The organism is Dermacoccus sp. SAI-028 (assembly GCF_004346775.1).
Lineage (GTDB): Bacteria > Actinomycetota > Actinomycetes > Actinomycetales > Dermatophilaceae > Dermacoccus > Dermacoccus nishinomiyaensis.
This window is the reverse complement of sequence record NZ_SMFS01000001.1, coordinates 2,324,221-2,339,959: the sequence shown is the minus strand read 5'-3', so window position 1 is coordinate 2,339,959 and position 15,739 is coordinate 2,324,221. Positions and strand designations below refer to the sequence as shown.

The 15,739-nt window shown below is 69.3% G+C and carries 13 protein-coding genes; 9 read left to right on the top strand and 4 right to left on the bottom strand.

Going from position 1 to position 15,739, the window contains the following annotated elements; all coding sequences use genetic code 11:
* Positions 1-36 precede the first annotated feature (36 nt).
* Complete coding sequence (locus tag EDC82_RS10645; RefSeq protein ID WP_131941495.1) at positions 37-807, bottom strand: hypothetical protein; 771 nt, start codon at positions 805-807, stop codon at positions 37-39.
* A 318-nt stretch (positions 808-1,125) separates the two neighbouring features.
* Positions 1,126-2,385: a class I SAM-dependent methyltransferase gene (locus EDC82_RS10640; RefSeq protein ID WP_131941493.1), complete on the bottom strand. Its 1,260-nt coding sequence runs from the start codon at positions 2,383-2,385 to the stop codon at positions 1,126-1,128.
* Between the two features lie 291 nt (positions 2,386-2,676).
* Here EDC82_RS10640 and groES point away from each other — a divergent pair, with 291 nt between their 5' ends.
* Both groES and groL read left to right on the top strand, forming a co-directional pair.
* On the top strand, positions 2,677-2,970 hold the full coding sequence (gene groES / locus EDC82_RS10635) for a co-chaperone GroES (protein ID WP_006944132.1): 294 nt from the start codon (positions 2,677-2,679) through the stop codon (positions 2,968-2,970).
* Positions 2,971-3,115: 145 nt separating this feature from the next.
* Positions 3,116-4,729, top strand: a complete 1,614-nt coding sequence (gene groL, locus EDC82_RS10630) for a chaperonin GroEL (RefSeq protein ID WP_006944135.1) — start codon at positions 3,116-3,118, stop codon at positions 4,727-4,729.
* Between the two features lie 347 nt (positions 4,730-5,076).
* Here groL and EDC82_RS10625 read toward each other — a convergent pair whose 3' ends face one another.
* On the bottom strand, positions 5,077-5,295 hold the full coding sequence (locus EDC82_RS10625; RefSeq protein ID WP_006944081.1) for an RNA-binding S4 domain-containing protein: 219 nt from the start codon (positions 5,293-5,295) through the stop codon (positions 5,077-5,079).
* A 228-nt stretch (positions 5,296-5,523) separates the two neighbouring features.
* Here EDC82_RS10625 and shbA point away from each other — a divergent pair, with 228 nt between their 5' ends.
* The 3 genes from shbA to guaB all read left to right on the top strand — a co-directional run bounded on the left by shbA (position 5,524) and on the right by guaB (position 9,150).
* Positions 5,524-6,201 carry an RNA polymerase sigma factor ShbA gene (gene shbA, locus EDC82_RS10620; protein ID WP_082740756.1) on the top strand — a complete coding sequence of 226 codons (678 nt, stop codon included), beginning with the start codon at positions 5,524-5,526 and terminating at the stop codon, positions 6,199-6,201.
* Positions 6,198-7,484 (top strand): hypothetical protein, encoded by a 1,287-nt coding sequence (locus EDC82_RS10615; RefSeq protein ID WP_131941491.1) that lies wholly within the window; start codon positions 6,198-6,200, stop codon positions 7,482-7,484. The genes shbA and EDC82_RS10615 overlap by 4 nt, the downstream gene beginning before the upstream one ends.
* 139 nt (positions 7,485-7,623) lie before the next feature.
* Positions 7,624-9,150: an IMP dehydrogenase gene (gene guaB, locus EDC82_RS10610; protein WP_062257899.1), complete on the top strand. Its 1,527-nt coding sequence runs from the start codon at positions 7,624-7,626 to the stop codon at positions 9,148-9,150.
* Positions 9,151-9,474: 324 nt separating this feature from the next.
* Here the strand turns inward: guaB and EDC82_RS10605 are convergent, their stop codons facing one another.
* Positions 9,475-10,047 (bottom strand): hypothetical protein, encoded by a 573-nt coding sequence (locus EDC82_RS10605; protein ID WP_131941489.1) that lies wholly within the window; start codon positions 10,045-10,047, stop codon positions 9,475-9,477.
* A 72-nt stretch (positions 10,048-10,119) separates the two neighbouring features.
* On the opposite strand from EDC82_RS10605, the gene EDC82_RS10600 reads away from it, so the two are divergent.
* The 4 genes from EDC82_RS10600 (at position 10,120) to EDC82_RS10585 (ending at position 15,737) form a co-directional block, all read left to right on the top strand.
* Entirely contained in the window at positions 10,120-11,109 is a 990-nt protein-coding gene (locus tag EDC82_RS10600) for a bile acid:sodium symporter family protein (protein WP_131941487.1), read from the top strand.
* A 9-nt stretch (positions 11,110-11,118) separates the two neighbouring features.
* On the top strand, positions 11,119-12,240 hold the full coding sequence (locus EDC82_RS10595) for a GuaB3 family IMP dehydrogenase-related protein (RefSeq protein ID WP_062257903.1): 1,122 nt from the start codon (positions 11,119-11,121) through the stop codon (positions 12,238-12,240).
* Between the two features lie 153 nt (positions 12,241-12,393).
* On the top strand, positions 12,394-13,974 hold the full coding sequence (locus EDC82_RS10590; protein ID WP_062257905.1) for a succinic semialdehyde dehydrogenase: 1,581 nt from the start codon (positions 12,394-12,396) through the stop codon (positions 13,972-13,974).
* Positions 13,971-15,737: a GMC oxidoreductase gene (locus EDC82_RS10585; protein WP_038569104.1), complete on the top strand. Its 1,767-nt coding sequence runs from the start codon at positions 13,971-13,973 to the stop codon at positions 15,735-15,737. The genes EDC82_RS10590 and EDC82_RS10585 overlap by 4 nt, the downstream gene beginning before the upstream one ends.
* Positions 15,738-15,739 lie beyond the last annotated feature (2 nt).

The following is a 15,739-nucleotide window of genomic DNA, read 5'->3' as shown; positions in this document are numbered from 1 at the left end:
GTGCGCCCCATTTCGCTCGAACTCGCTGACACGGCGTCAGCGAAACAGCCAAGCATGCACGAGCGAACCGAGCACCCAGCTGATGCCGACGAACGCCGCGAAGCCGGCGAAGCCTGAACGTCGCTGATCGGGCGCAGGGGCCGTGGAACGGCCGAACCACCCCTCGCGCATCAGGTACCACACGAGGCCGACGCCCATGGGGCAGCCGAAGATCCAGAACCAGCTCCAACGGGTGCCGAAACGGGGCTGGCGGGCGTACAGCGATCCCAGCGCGATCAGCACGCTGAGCAGCATGACGACCCCGTAGGTCTCGACGGTGCCCGAGCCGTCGGCGTAGGTGATCGTGCCCAGCGGCGTGAGCGCGCGGACCGTCGTGACGCGCGTCGACGCAGCCTGGGTCGCGAGCGATCGGTAGAGGGCGGCCGACGGGCTGGACGCGGGGTCGGGCCAGCCGTCCTCGGCGGTGCGCCAGCCGGTGACGCTGAAGTCGCGCGTCACGTGCAGCCCCGAGCTGTCGCTCCAGGCGATCTGCTGCTCCTGCGTCGACGAGAGCGTGCCCGCGCCGTCGCCACCGTTCTCGCGCGGGGTCGTGAAACGCGAATCCTGCCATTCCTGGGAGAGGGGGTCGGCGAGGCCCGGCGTGAAGTGACCGCTCGGGCCGTCGTCGGAGGGGCGCTGCACGACGAGCCAGTGCACGTCGTCGTGCCGCTGCAGGGCGCTGGCCGCGTCGGCCACACTGCCGGAACGCATCGGCGAGGCGAGGATGCTGACGGCCCACACTGCCCAGAGGATGAGAGCGATGCTCATCAGCCAGGTAGCCGTGCCGCTGCGCCCGGGCGCGGACGGTCGTCGGCCTGTGGTTTCGGCAGGAGCAGGTGGCACAGGCGTCGAGCCTTCGGAGAGGGCGCCCGCCTCGGACGTTTGCATGTTCGTCAATATCTACGGCCCGAGTGCGTCCGAGCTGGGGCGTGGATCTCGGTCAGGTCACGGTTCGCACGCCCATCCTCGAGATCGAGCGATACGGGAGAGCCCGAGCGCTGTGGTGCTCGAATTCGCCCACATCGCTCGATCTCACGGATGCGTCATGGGGCGGGGCGGGGCGTCAGGGAAGCGGGGCGGCGAGCGTCACAGCGGTTCGACGACGAGTGCCAGGCGCTCGTCGTCGAGCGTCACGAGCACGACCGTCAGGGCGTTCGAGCCCTTGAGCTTGAGCGAGCGGCGCAGCGCGTCTGCGTCGATGTCCACGTCGCGTTTCTTGATCGTGAGGCGCCCGACGGCGCGCTCGCGCAGGTAGGCGCGCAGCGTCTTCTCGTGCAGCGGCACGGAGTCGAGCACGCGGTAGGCGCGCCCCAGCAGCCCGATGTCGACGAGCGCATCGGCCGTGACGTAGCCGTGTCCAGGCGTGAACTCGTGGCCGCCCGTGGCGTCGAGCAGCGCCCCGACGAGGCCGCTGCGCGTCAACGCCTTGTCGGCCTCGTAGAAGTACGCTCCCAGTGACGCGCGGCTTGCGGGCGCGGCGTCGATGCCGTCGAAGTCGGCCTCGATGACGTGCAGGACGTCGGGCGGGACGCGATCGCCGGACGACCTCGGGCCGCCCGGCCGGGGGCGCACGATCGTCGCAGTTCTGCCGACGTCACGGACGGCGGCGCCCCACCACACGCTCGCCTCCACGACGCCGCCGGCGTAGGAGACGAACTCGACCTCGCAACCGCTCGGCACGTCGTGATGGGCCAGGCTCGGCGAGAGCTTGGCGCCTGCCGCGGGGGCGGCAGCCGCGACGTGCTGGATCAGCTCCCAGGTCGGCGTCAGCGCCGCGAGGGAGAACGTGCGCTTCGTGCGCCCGCGGATGTCGGCGACGCCGGGCGTGCGGCGTGCCGGGTCGAACCACCAGGCGGCCCCGGCTTGGTCGAGCGAAGCCGCGACATCCTCGACCCGCCCCGTGACGACGCGACTGCCGGGAAACGACGCGAGGTTCTGAGCGGCCAGGGCTGCGGTTTCCGGATCCGCTTCGACGCCGATGACGTCGAGCCCGGCTCGCGCGAATCCGACGGCGTCGGAACCGATTCCGCAGCCACCGTCGATGACGAGGCTCGCCCCGGCGTCGAGGAACCGCTGCGCGTGCAGACGGGCGATGGGTGCGCGCGTGGCCTGTTCGAGGCCGTCGGGGGTGAAGAACATCGACGCCGCCGCATCACCGAACTTGTCGACGGCCCTGGCCCGCAGCCGGGACTGGGTGAGCGCAGCGGCGACGAGTTCGGGGGAGTGCCCTGCGGCGCGCAGCCGCGTCGTCAGCATGACGACGTTCTTCTCCTCGTAGGGCGGGAGCGAGGCGAGCAGCGCGCGTCCGTCGTCGGTGAACAACTCGTGCACGACGCTCGCATCCATGGCCGCCATTGTGTCATCGGGGGCCCTCGGAGCAGCCCCCGATGCGCTGTGGGCGAACATCGGAAACGAGTTGGCACTCGGCTTGACCGAGTGCCAACGGCGTTACTAGATTCGGTTCCAGCACTCACCCCTGGGTAGTGCCAGTGAGCTCATCCCTCGACCCCCGCGACGGCGAGGCGATGTCGGCCCACATGCATGCCACACCGCCACCGGTGGGTGGTGTGGCCAGGGAACGAAAGCATCCGTCCCGCCCGAGAAGATCGGGCGGTCTGCGAAAGGGAAGGTCCTACCGTGTCGGTCAACATCAAGCCGCTCGAAGACCGCATCGTCGTCAAGGCCGTCGAGGCCGAGCAGACCACGGCCTCCGGCCTCGTCATCCCGGACACCGCCAAGGAGAAGCCGCAGGAGGGCGAGGTCATCGCCGTCGGCCCCGGTCGCATCGACGACCACGGCAACCGCGTTCCGGTCGACGTCGCCGTCGGCGACAAGGTCATCTACTCGAAGTACGGCGGCACCGAGGTCAAGTTCGCCGGTACCGAGTACCTCATCCTCTCCGCTCGCGACGTGCTCGCGGTCGTCTCCTGACGATCCGTCGAGCCAGCAGGTGACGACGAGCCCGGCTCAGGTCTGACGGCCGGGCCGGGCTCGTCCTTTCCTCTCACTCGCACCCCACACTCTTCCGCTGCGCGCGTCACGCGCCGCGCGGCGCCTTCGAACGAAAGGTTGAACCATGGCCAAGACGCTTGAATTCAACGACGACGCCCGCAAGTCCCTCGAGCGCGGTGTCGACGCGCTCGCCAACGCCGTCAAGGTGACGCTCGGCCCCAAGGGCCGCAACGTCGTCATCGACAAGGCGTGGGGCGCCCCCACGATCACGAACGACGGTGTGACGATCGCCCGCGAGGTCGAGCTCGAGGACCCGTACGAGAACCTCGGCGCGCAGCTCGCCAAGGAGGTCGCCACCAAGACGAACGACGTCGCCGGTGACGGTACGACGACCGCGACGGTTCTCGCCCAGGCGCTCGTCAAGGAGGGCCTGCGCAACGTCGCTGCGGGCGCTGCTCCGTCCGGCCTGAAGCGCGGCATCGACAAGGCCGTCACGGCCATCAACGACCAGCTGCTCGCCAACGCGCGCCCCGTCGACGGTCAGGACGACTACGCCAAGGTCGCCTCGCTGTCCGCTCAGGACGCGACGATCGGTGGCCTCATCGGTGAGGCGTTCGCGAAGGTCGGCAAGGACGGCGTCATCACCGTCGAGGAGTCCTCGACCGCCGAGACGAAGCTCGAGTACACCGAGGGCATGCAGTTCGACAAGGGCTACCTCTCGCCGTACTTCGTCACCGACCCCGAGCGCATGGAGGCCGTCCTCGAGGACGCCTACATCCTCATCAACCAGGGCAAGATCTCGGCCATCGCCGACCTGCTGCCCGTCCTCGAGAAGGTCGTGCAGTCCGGCAAGCCGCTGCTCATCATCGCCGAGGACATCGAGGGCGAGGCCCTCTCCACCCTCGTCGTCAACAAGATCCGCGGCACGTTCAACGTCGTCGCCGTCAAGGCCCCCGGCTTCGGCGACCGCCGCAAGGCGATGCTGCAGGACATCGCGATCCTCACCGGTGGCCAGGTCATCGCCGAGGAGGTCGGGCTCAAGCTCGAGAACGCCGACCTCGACTCGCTCGGCCAGGCACGCCGCATCCAGGTGACGAAGGACAACACGACGATCATCGACGGCGCCGGCGCCGCTGATGACGTCGCGGGCCGCGTCAAGGAGCTCAAGTCCGAGATCGAGCGCACCGACTCCGACTGGGACCGCGAGAAGCTCCAGGAGCGCCTCGCCAAGCTCGCCGGCGGCGTCTGCGTCATCGCCGTCGGTGCGCACACCGAGGTCGAGATGAAGGAGAAGAAGCACCGCATCGAGGACGCCATCGCGGCCACGCGTGCGGCCATCGAAGAGGGCATCGTCGCGGGTGGTGGTTCGGCCGTCATCCACGCGTCGTCTGCTCTCGACTCCCTCTCGCTCGAGGGTGACGAGGCGACGGGTGCCACGCTCGTCGGCAAGGCCATCGCGGAGCCGCTGCGCTGGATCGCCGAGAACGCTGGCCTCGAGGGCTACGTCGCCGTCTCCAAGGTGCGCGAACTGCCCGTCGGCCAGGGCCTCGACGCCGCGACCGGCGAGTACATCGACCTCGTCGACGCCGGCATCATCGACCCCGTCAAGGTGACCCGCTCCGCGCTCACCAACGCCGCCTCCATCGCCTCGATGGTGCTCACGACCGACACCCTCGTCGTCGAGAAGAAGGAAGAGGAAGAGGCCCCCGCCGCCGGCGGCCACGGCCACAGCCACTGATCCTTCCCTCGCTTCGTCTTCCGGCGGCGGTCTGAGCGGGGCGCATGCGCCCCGCTCAGACCCCGCTCGGCGCGACGATGCTTCGGGCGTGACAGACGAATCCCGCCCCGCCCCACACTTCGCAAGCTCAGTGTGGGGCGGGGCGGGATTCGTCTGTCACGGGTCCATGTCGCGCCGCGGTGCGGTGGCGAGAGCGTGCGGTGTTGTTCAGACGCCGGCGTCGCGCCGCGGTGCGATGGTGGGAGCGTGGGGCGTTGTTCGCCCGGGGGGCTCGCGTCGTCGGGTGGTGGCGGGAACGCGCGAGGTTGTTCCGGAGCCGGCTTCGCGCCGGGGGTGCGGAGCGGGCGTCAGTTCGTGACGCGCACGCACTCGTCCTCGAGGCACACGACGCTGCCGACCTTGATCTGCGCGCTACGACGCGTGTCGACCTCGCCATCCACCGTTACGAGACCCTCCGTGATGACCACGCGCGCCTCCGCACCGTCCTCCACGAGATTCGCGAGCTTGAGCAACTGACCGAGCTTGATCGACTCGTCACGGATCTGAACATCGGCGTGTGCGCTCATGACGCACTCCTTTCTGAGACTGCCCCCATTGTCCCATCGCGGGCGGCGCTGAGGTGGCGCCGCGGCCCCAGCTTCGTTAGCGTGGAGCGTCGATCTACGGCCCCACACACCGTCCGAGCGCGACAGGCAGTACCGTCGGATCGGAACACTGAAGCGCGACCGCACGCCCAGAAACGAGCAGGCAGAACCCCGTCCGACAGCACGCAGCAGCCCCTTGGAGAGGCCCGCATGACGAGCGAGACCGGATACTCCTCGCCCGAGGCCGAATGGCCCCGGGTGAGTTCCGCGCGCCGCCATGTAACGCTCACGACCCCAACAGCGATGGAGGAAGTGAACGGGGAAGCCTCGTCCATCGCCGCGCTGGTCTCAGCAGCGCGATCCGGTGATGACGCGGCACGGGAGACACTTCTCGACGACGTGCACCAACGTGCACTTCGCTATGCCTCGGCAAGGTTGGGGGCCTTCAGTGGCTCCCGCGAACTCGCAGCGGATGCGGCTCAGGAGGTGTGCGTGGCTGTGCTCAAGGCTCTGCCCCGCTACGTCGAGCGCGGTGTCCCCTTCGAAGCGTTCGTGTATTCGATCTGCTCGCGCAAGGTGGCCGACGTCCAGCGCGGCGCCTTCCGCTCCGCCGTGCCGACGGACGAGGTGCCCGACACGATTGACCCCGGCCTCACCCCCGAGGACGCGGCGCTCAACCTCGACACCGCGCGGCGGCTGTCCGTGCTCATGGAGAAATTGACGCCGCAGCAGCGCGAGATCCTGACGCTGCGCGTCGCCGTCGGCCTCAGCGCCGAGGAGACGGGCGCGAGCCTCGGCATGTCGCCGGGCGCCGTCCGTGTCGCCCAGCACCGCGCGCTCGCGCGACTGCGCACCCTGCACGAGACCTCGGGGGAGGAGCTTCGATGACACCGCCCGCCACCCGCTTCGACGTCGAGGCCAACCTGCGTGACATCGCCGAGGACGACGCCCTGCTCGACGCTCTCGGAGCCCGCTCCGTCGTCGAGTCGTCGTGCTCACGCGGCACGACGGTTCCCCCCTCGGAGGCGCGCTGCGTCTCCGCCCGGTTGCGGCCCGTTGTCGAGCCCCCGGCCCGCGAAGGTGACGACGACCTGGAGCGCAGCCCCGGCGAGCAGGCATTGAGCGACCTGTTCACCGCCTGGACACGTGAGATCGACGCGACCTGCGAGGCCGTGACGCGGCCGCTGCGTCCCGAGGTGACGCGCCGGCCCGAGGTACACGACAAGGATGTGTCGGCCCACCCCGTCATCGACACCAACATCACAGCTTCGCGCGAGAACGAGTTCGCCGGCGGTGGCCGCTACCTCGCGACCGGACGACCTACCTCGAAGCGCCGTACGCGGCGTGCTTGGAGTGGACGTGCCAGTCTCACGGCCGTCTCCGCCGGCGCCGTCGTCGCGCTGTCCAGCGTCGCCGCTGCCGTCAACGGCGGAAGCCTGTCGACCGTTCTCGCGCCGCTGCACCTCGACTGGAGCAATGCGCGCGCCGTCGCCGAACCAGACGTCCCCCGAGTGCAGGCCACGGCCGTTCCTACCCCGACGACACTGCCCGGACCGATGGCCGCCGCGCCGGGTGCACCGGCGCGATCGAGTGCGCATGGTGGACCGAGTCAGGGCCAGAGTGCCGGTCGTGAGGCAGCCCGACCCGAAACCGGCCCGCAATCAGGCGCCGAGCGTTCGGGTGAGGGTTCAGTCGCCGGTTCGATGATTCCCGAGCAGGTTCCCTCGAGCGTGGCGATGACGACCACGACGCGCGGCGACGCGCCGCAGCGCACGACGCCGGGAACGCGCGGCCAGCGCTCGTCCCAGTCGACGACGCAGCGCCCGTCGACGGGTTCGGCGTCCAGCTCACGGCCCAGCACGTCGCGTCCGACGGGCTCGTCCGGATCGACCTTGCCCGGTTCGTCCTCGAGCACGTCCAAGCAGAGCAGCTCGAGCACATCCAAGCCGAGCAGTTCGCGTCCGGCGCCGTCGCACTCGCAGCCCACGTCGCCGACCAGCCCGACGACGCCTTCGTCCGGCACTGCGACGCCGACGAGTCCGGCCACGCCGCCTACCACGCCGTCGGCGTCGAGCACGCCGACGCCCTCCGACACGGTTTCGGACCCGGGCACCGCGCAGACGAGCGCCGGCGCCACCGCGACGGGAAGCCCGTCGGCCGAATCCGACTGACGGTAGCTGCGGCGCGGTTCGTCGTGGAGCCCGGTTGCCGGCTCGCACTGACCGGAGCTGCGGCGGGCTCGTCGTGCAGCCACCTGTGCCGTCGTCACGCGCGGTGAGGGCAGGGGCCGGAGTGTCCTAGACTTGGTCAATGGCTTTCGGTTCTGACAATGTCACTGACGTTCCCCCGAAGTTCGCGACGCTGGGCCTGACCTACGACGACGTTCTGCTGCTGCCCGGCGAGACCGACGTCATCCCGTCCGAGGTCGACACGACGGCGCAGCTGACGCGCGAGATCACCCTCAACATTCCGCTCGTTTCGGCGGCGATGGACACCGTCACCGAAGCGCGCATGGCGATTGCCATGGCGCGCGAGGGTGGCATGGGTGTGCTGCACCGCAACCTGTCGATCGAGGATCAGGCCTACCAGGTCGACCTCGTCAAGCGCACGCAGACGGGGCGCATCACGAACCCCGTGACGATCGGCCCCGACAAGACGCTCGAAGAGCTCGACGCGATCTGCGGCCAGTACCGCGTCTCCGGGCTGCCCGTCGTCGTCGAGGACGACAAGCTCGTCGGCATGATCACCAACCGCGACCTGCGCTTCACGCCCGTCGCGGAGTGGGCGACGACGAAGGTGCGCGACGTCATGACGCCGCAGCCGCTCGTCACTGCTCCCGTCGACATCTCGAACGACGACGCGACAGCGATCCTGCGTCAGCACAAGCGTGAGCGCCTGCCGCTCGTCGACGACGACGGGCGTCTCGTCGCGCTCATCACCGTGAAGGACTTCGTGAAGTCCGAGCAGTTTCCGAACGCCTCGAAGGACGCCGAAGGCCGCCTGCTCGTCGGCGCCGCCGTCGGCTACTTCGGTGAGGCCTGGCAGCGCGCGACGACGCTCATCGAAGCGGGCGTCGACGTGCTCGTCGTCGACACCGCGCACGGCCACGCCAAGCTGTTGCTCGACATGATCCGCAAGCTCAAGGCCGACCCCATGACGAAGCATGTGCAGATCGTCGGCGGAAACGTCGCGACCCGCGCAGGCGCGCAGGCACTCGTCGACGCCGGCGTCGACGCCGTCAAGGTCGGCGTTGGCCCCGGCTCCATCTGCACGACGCGCATCGTCGCCGGCGTCGGCGTCCCGCAGGTCAGCGCCGTCTACGAAGCCGCGCAGGCCTGCCAGCCCGCCGGCGTGCCCGTCATCGCCGACGGCGGCCTGCAGTACTCCGGCGACATCGCGAAGGCCCTCGTCGCAGGCGCCTCCACCGTCATGGTCGGCTCTCTGCTCGCCGGCACCGAAGAATCACCCGGCGAAGTCGTCCTCATCAACGGCAAGCAGTTCAAGGCCTACCGCGGCATGGGCTCACTCGGAGCGATGAGCTCACGCGGCAAGAAGTCCTATTCCAAGGACCGCTACTTCCAGGCCGACGTCATCAGCGACGACCAACTCGTCCCCGAAGGCATCGAAGGCCGCGTCTCCTACAAGGGCCCCGTCAGCAACGCCGTCCGCCAACTCGTCGGCGGCCTGCACCAGTCGATGTTCTACGTCGGCGGCTCGACGATCCCCGAACTGCAGAAGCGCGGCCAATTCGTGCGCATCACCTCCGCCGGGCTCAAAGAAAGTCACCCCCACGACGTCCAAGGCATCGTCGAAGCGCCGAATTACTCCATTCGCTGACTTGTGCCGTCCGGATCCGGGAGCGGCAACGTCATGCGCCACGAAGGCGACCCCGGTCACTCGCAAGCTCGCGACGGGGTCGCCTTCGTGCGTCTGCGTCGTCGGGTGCTGCGGTCGTGGGAGGGTTCGGCCACCGCTTGCGGAGTTCGGGGCCTCGCTGACGTCCGTGTCGGTCGTGGTGCGGTCGTGGGAGGGAGCGGCTGGTACGGGTGGCCACGGACGTCGCCCGAAAACGCCTCATGGATGACGCCATTCCGGGCAACGATCAGTTCAGCTGGCCTCGCTGGTGCGCGTTGGATGGAGTCACCGGTGAAGCACCTCGGATCAGTCACGAAGCCTCTTCGTCGCGACGACGCCCACATCAGGACGCGCGGGCAGAACTGCCTCGAGCGCACAGAGGTATGAGTCGCCCCAGGTGACGCGGGTGATGCTGGTCGTGCGGTAGGCCAGAGGCTCCTCGCGCCAAGCGGCATCGGCATCGACCTCGTGCATCCACGTCCAACGCTTGTCGATCAGAACCGGGACGCCCACCCACATGGCGTCCTCGAGCTTCCGCTCGCGTTCGATCGCGATGAGCCGACCCCGCGTCGGCGCCGATTCCAGGAGACCCCTCGTCGAGTCCAGATCGAGATGGAGCGGCGACTCAGGCCAGTCGGTCCGCGTCTTGGCGAACGCGTCCTCGAAGCCTGCGCGTCTGCGCACCGCGATCACGTCCTTCAGACGAATAGCGGTGAACCCGTCGGGGTACCCGCCGTCGCGCGCGTTCGCGATGAGAGCCCACTTCTTGCCGACGGCGCTCACGTAGCCCCAAACGGTTTCAGAAGAGCGAGGGTTGCGATGGACGTCCACGAGGCTGCGATCGATACGGGCCTTGTCGAGCTTCTTCGCGGCATCCATGCGAAGAGCGTAGCCACGCCGAGGAAGACACTGCAGGTTTTCATCATCGAGGACCGGTGATACTCATGACCCGTGCGCTTCATCACCAAGTACCTCGACGGATACGTCCTCGCCCTGCTCGGAATGGTCGCCCTGGCGTGCCTGCTGCCGGCACGCGGCGGTGCCGTCGCGCCCGTCGAATGGGCGACGAACATCGCCATCGGGCTGCTGTTCTTCCTCTACGGCGCGCGCCTCTCGACCGAGGAGACGAAAGAGGGCTTCCGCCACTGGCGCCTCCACCTGCTCGTCCTCGCGTTCACGTTCGTCGCGTTCCCACTGCTGGGCCTCGTCATCCGGCCCATCGCTGACACGTTCCTGCCCCACACCCTCAGCCTCGGACTGCTGTACCTGACGCTGCTGCCGTCGACCGTGCAGTCGTCCGTCACGTTCACCTCACTCGCGCGCGGCAACGTCGCCGCGTCGATCTGCGCCGCCTCGTTCTCCAACATGCTCGGCGTCGTGCTCACACCTTTGCTCGTCATCGGTGTCATGGGCGGGCAGGCCGCGTTCAGCTTCGACTCGGCGGAGAAACTCATCGTCCAACTGCTGCTGCCGTTCATCCTCGGCCAGTTCTGCCACAAGCGCCTCGGCGGCTTCCTCGCCGAACACAAGCAGGGCCTGACGTACCTCGACCGCGGCGGCATCATGCTCGTCGTCTACTCCGCATTCAGCGCCGGCATGCGCGAACACATGTGGAGTCACGTCACCGTGTGGCAGGTCGTGGCGCTGCTTCTCATCTGCGCTGTGCTGCTCGCCGTCGTCATGGTCGGCTCGTACGTGACGGCGCGCCGCCTCGGCTTCTCGCGGGCCGACCAGGTCGCCATCGTGTTCTGCGGATCGAAGAAGTCGATGGCGTCCGGCTTGCCGATGGCGACGGTGCTGTTCCCCTCCGGCGTCGGACTGCTCGTGCTGCCCCTCATGATGTTCCACCAGCTGCAACTCATCGTCTGCGCGCAGGTCGCGCGCCAGTGGCCCGACGAACCCGCCCCCGGGCGGGCGCCGGAAGACGGCGCGAGGGAATAGGATCGACGCGTGACTGAGATCGAGATCGGCAAGGGCAAGCGCGGTCGCCGCGCGTATTCACTCGACGACATCGCGATCGTCCCGTCGCGCCGCACGCGCGACCCGCGGGAGGTGTCGACGTCGTGGCAGATCGACGCCTACCACTTCGAGCTGCCCGTCATGGCCGCGCCGATGGACTCGCTCATGTCGCCCGCGACGGCCATCGCGTTCGGCAAGCTCGGCGGCCTGCCGGTGCTCGACCTCGAGGGCCTGTGGACGCGCTACGAGGAGCCCGAGAAGCAGCTCGCGCAGATCGCGACGTGCAGCCCTGACGAGGCCACCGCCCGCATGCGCGAGATCTACGCCGAGCCCATCAAGCCCGAACTCATCACCGCACGCCTCAAGGAGATCCGTGACGCGGGCGTCACCGTCGCCGGCGCCCTGACACCGCAGCGCACGCAGGAGCACTGGCGCACCGTCGTCGCGGCGGGCGTCGACCTGTTCGTCATCCGCGGCACGACCGTGTCGGCCGAGCACGTCTCCGGCGCGTCCGAACCGCTCAACCTCAAGCGCTTCATCTACGAGCTCGACGTCCCCGTCATCGTCGGCGGCGCGGGCACCTACACCGCTGCGCTGCACCTCATGCGCACCGGCGCGGCCGGCGTCCTCGTCGGCTTCGGCGGCGGCGCCGCGCACACGACGCGCCGCACGCTCGGCATCCACGCGCCCATGGCGACGGCGATCTCCGACGTCGCTGCGGCGCGCCGCGACTACCTCGACGAGTCGGGCGGACGTTACGTCCACGTCATCGCGGACGGCGGCGTCGGCACATCCGGCGACATCGTCAAGGCCGTCGCGTGCGGCGCTGACGCCGTCATGCTCGGCGCAGCCCTCGCGCGTGCCGAGGAGGCGCCGGGCCGCGGGTTCCACTGGGGCCCCGAAGCGCACCACAGCCAGCTGCCGCGCGGTGAGCGCGTCGAGGTCGGCACCGTCGGTTCGCTCGAGCAGATCCTCGACGGCCCCGGCCAGAGCGCCGACGGCACGACCAACATCATGGGCGCCCTCAAGCGCGCGATGGCGACGACCGGTTACTCCGACCTCAAGGAGTTCCAGCGCGTCGAACTCGTCGTCGCGCCCTACCAGCGCAGCTGACCCCCCACCCGGCACGCCCTCGCTCTTTCGAAGAGCGGGGGCGTGCTGCGTCGAGGGAGGCATCGCGTCGGCAGAGCGCACGACGGCGCCCGCCATGTGCACGGTGTACGCGAAAGTAACCACGGTGTCGGAGGTCACATCTACAGTGGGGGGATGACGCCTTCACTGCACACCCAGCCGCGCCCTCAGCGTCCGCTTGCTCTCGACGAGGCGACCGTCCGACGCATGAGCGCCCGCGTCGTCGCGAGCGGCCCGGCGCAGGAACGCATGACGCCGCTGACGGGGGAGACGATCGGCGCGCTGCCCACGTCGACGCCCGACGACGTCGTCACCGCCTACGAACGGGCGCGCGCAGCGCAGCAGGAATGGGCACAGCGCGACGTCCGCGAACGCGTCGAGTTCCTCACGAGGCTGCACGACCTCGTGCTCGATCGCCAGGACGAGTTGCTCGACCTCATCCAGATCGAGTCGGGCAAGGCGCGCATCCAGGCGTTCGAGGAGGTGCTCGACACCGCGGGCGTGTGCCGTCACTACGCCAAGAAGGCGCCGAGCTATCTCGCCGAGCGCAAGGCCCTCGGCGCGCTTCCGGTGCTGACGCAGGCGCGCACGCACTATCTGCCGAAGGGCGTCGTCGGCATCGTCGCGCCGTGGAACTACCCGCTGTCGATGTCGATCACGGACGCGCTGCCGGCGCTCGCGGCGGGCAACGCCGTCGTCCTGCGCCCGGACGAGAAGTCGAGCTTCACGTGCCTGCGCGCCGTTGAACTGTGCGACGAGGCGGGCCTGCCCGAGGGGCTGCTCCAGGTCGTCCTCGGCGACGGGCCGAACGTCGGCGGGGCGGTGCTCGAGCACGCGGACTCGGTGATGTTCACCGGTTCGACGAAGACGGGCCGCATCGTCGCGCGCGACGCGGGGGAGCGGCTCAAGAGCGCGTCGCTCGAACTCGGTGGCAAGAACGCCATGTACATCGCCGATGACGCCGACCTGACGCGCGCCGCCGAGTGCGCGCAGCGCGCCGTCTTCGCGAGCGCGGGCCAGCTGTGCATCTCGATCGAGCGTCTCGTCGTGCACGAGAAGATCGCCGACGAGTTCCTGCGACGCTTCCTCGAACGCGTCGCAGCGATGAAGATCGGCGTGGCGCTCGACTGGGGCTACGACATGGGCAGCCTCATCTCGGCCGACCAGCTCGAACGCGTCACACAGCACGTCGACGACGCCGTCGCGAAGGGCGCGACGGTGCTGACCGGAGGCAAGGCGCGCTCCGACATCGGCCCGTACTGCTACGAACCGACCGTCCTCGACGGCGTCGCGGACGGCATGCTGTGCCGCGACGAGGAGACATTCGGGCCCGTCGTCAGCGTGTACCGCGTGAGCAGCGATGACGAGGCCGTCGCCCTCGCCAATGACACCGACTTCGGCCTCAACGCCTCCGTCTGGACGAAGGACGTCGCGCGCGGGCGCGCCATTGCCGCCCGCATCCGCACCGGAACCGTCAACGTCAACGAGGGCTACGCGGCCGCTTACGCGAGCAATGGCGCGCCGATGGGCGGCATGAAGGCCTCCGGTCTCGGGCGGCGTCACGGCGCGGAGGGCATCACGAAGTACACCGACATCCAGAACGTCAGCGTGCAGCGGTTGCAGGGCTTCGGCGTGCCGAAGGGCGTGTCGCAGCGACAGTTCGCTCGCGCCCTGAGCACGGGTCTGCGCGTCATGAAGAAGGCGGGCCTGTCATGAACACCACCTCGCGCGATCAGGCGATGGACGTCGACGTCGCCGTCATCGGCTCCGGCTTCGGCGGCTCGGTCGCGGCGCTGCGGTTGGCTGAGAAGGGCTATGACGTCGTCGTGCTCGAAGCCGGCCCGCGGCGGCGTGACGACGAGTTCGCCAAGACGAGCTGGGACGTGCGCAACTACGTCTGGGCGCCCAAGCTCAAGTGCTTCGGCGTGCAGCGCATCCACAAGCTGCCGCACGCCGTCATCCTCGCCGGCGCGGGCGTGGGCGGCGGCAGCCTCAACTACGCGAACACGCTCTACGTGCCGCCGAAGACGTTCTTCGACGACCCGCAGTGGGCGCACATCACCGACTGGCAGGAAGAACTCGCGCCGCACTACACCGTGGCGAAGAAGATGCTCGGCGTCGTCGAGGCCAACCCGTGCGAGGGCGTCGTCGAGAACGTCATGCGCGACGCAGCCCGCAGCCTCGGTGTCGAGAACACGTTCCGCAAGACGCCGGTCGGCGTGTACTTCGGACGCGCCGGCGAGCGCGTCGACGATCCTTACTTCGGGGGCGAGGGCCCGGCGCGCACCGGCTGCACCGAGTGCGGCAACTGCATGGTCGGCTGCCGCGTCGGCGCGAAGAACACGCTGCTCAAGAACTACCTGCCCCTCGCCGAACGGGCCGGCGCACGCATCGAGGCGATGCGCACCGTCGTCGATCTCGAACCGATCGGTGAGCACGGCGAAGGCGGCTGGCGCGTGACGAGTGAGCGCACCGGCGCGTGGCTGCGTCGGGATCGCCGGACGATGACGGCCCGCCACGTCGTCCTCGCCGCCGGGACGTGGGGGACGCAGTCGTTGCTGCACACGCTGCGGGCCGAAGGACGCCTGCGGCACCTGTCGCCGCGGCTGGGCAAGCTGACGCGTACCAACTCCGAAGAACTCGGTGGCGCGGCCCTCGTCGACGTACCGCGCGGCGCGGACCTGACGAAGGGCGTCGCCATCACCTCCAGCTTTCACGTCGACGCCACGACGCACGTCGAGAACTGCCGTTACGGCAAGGGCTCGAACGCGATGGGCTTCTTCTCCACCCTGCTCATCCCCGGCGACGTGCCGAGCCGCACGCGTGCCTTCGCGCGAGAGTTCATCAAGCGCCCGGGCACGCTGCTCAAGACCGTCGTGCCGCGAAGATGGAGTGAGCGCACCGTCATCGCCCTCGTCATGCAGACGCTCGACAACTCCATCGACGTCTCACCGCAGCGCACGCGCCGCGGATGGAAGCTGACGTCCGCGCAGGGCCACGGCGAACCCAATCCGTCGTGGATTGCTGGCGGGCACAAGGCGATTCACGCGATGGCGAGCGAGCTGCAGAAGGCCGTCAAGGGCACCGCGGTGCCGGGCGGCACATGGAACGAGCTGTTCGAGGTGCCGATGACGGCGCACTTCCTCGGCGGCGCACCGATCAGCGACGGGCCGGGCACGGGCGTCATCGACGCGTATCACCGCGTCCACGGCTACCCGACTCTGTCGATCGTCGACGGTTCGGCTGTCTCCGCGAACCTTGGCGTCAATCCTTCGCTGACGATCACCGCCCAGGCCGAACGTGCGATGAGTGCGTGGCCGGCCAAGGGGGAGCGGGACGAGCGCCCGGCGCCGGGTGAGGAGTACGTCAGGCTCGACATGGCGCCGGGTCGTGTGCCCGGGCAGGTCGTCGACGTCGGGATGCCGCGCATCGGTGGGCTTGCCGGCGGTGAAAGGGGCGCCGTCGAGGTGACGCCATGACG

Bases quoted from the DNA above. Each gene is read 5' to 3' on its own strand.
- EDC82_RS10625 (WP_006944081.1), bottom strand. From the start codon at position 5,295: ATGAGCGCACACGCCGATGTTCAGATCCGTGACGAGTCGATCAAGCTC.
- EDC82_RS10640 (WP_131941493.1), bottom strand. From the start codon at position 2,385: ATGGATGCGAGCGTCGTGCACGAGTTGTTCACCGACGACGGACGCGCG.
- EDC82_RS10585 (WP_038569104.1), top strand. From the start codon at position 13,971: ATGAACACCACCTCGCGCGATCAGGCGATGGACGTCGACGTCGCCGTC.
- shbA (WP_082740756.1), top strand. From the start codon at position 5,524: ATGACGAGCGAGACCGGATACTCCTCGCCCGAGGCCGAATGGCCCCGG.
- EDC82_RS10590 (WP_062257905.1), top strand. From the start codon at position 12,394: ATGACGCCTTCACTGCACACCCAGCCGCGCCCTCAGCGTCCGCTTGCT.
- EDC82_RS10645 (WP_131941495.1), bottom strand. From the start codon at position 807: ATGAGCATCGCTCTCATCCTCTGGGCAGTGTGGGCCGTCAGCATCCTC.
- guaB (WP_062257899.1), top strand. From the start codon at position 7,624: ATGGCTTTCGGTTCTGACAATGTCACTGACGTTCCCCCGAAGTTCGCG.
- EDC82_RS10615 (WP_131941491.1), top strand. From the start codon at position 6,198: ATGACACCGCCCGCCACCCGCTTCGACGTCGAGGCCAACCTGCGTGAC.
- EDC82_RS10605 (WP_131941489.1), bottom strand. From the start codon at position 10,047: ATGGATGCCGCGAAGAAGCTCGACAAGGCCCGTATCGATCGCAGCCTC.
- groL (WP_006944135.1), top strand. From the start codon at position 3,116: ATGGCCAAGACGCTTGAATTCAACGACGACGCCCGCAAGTCCCTCGAG.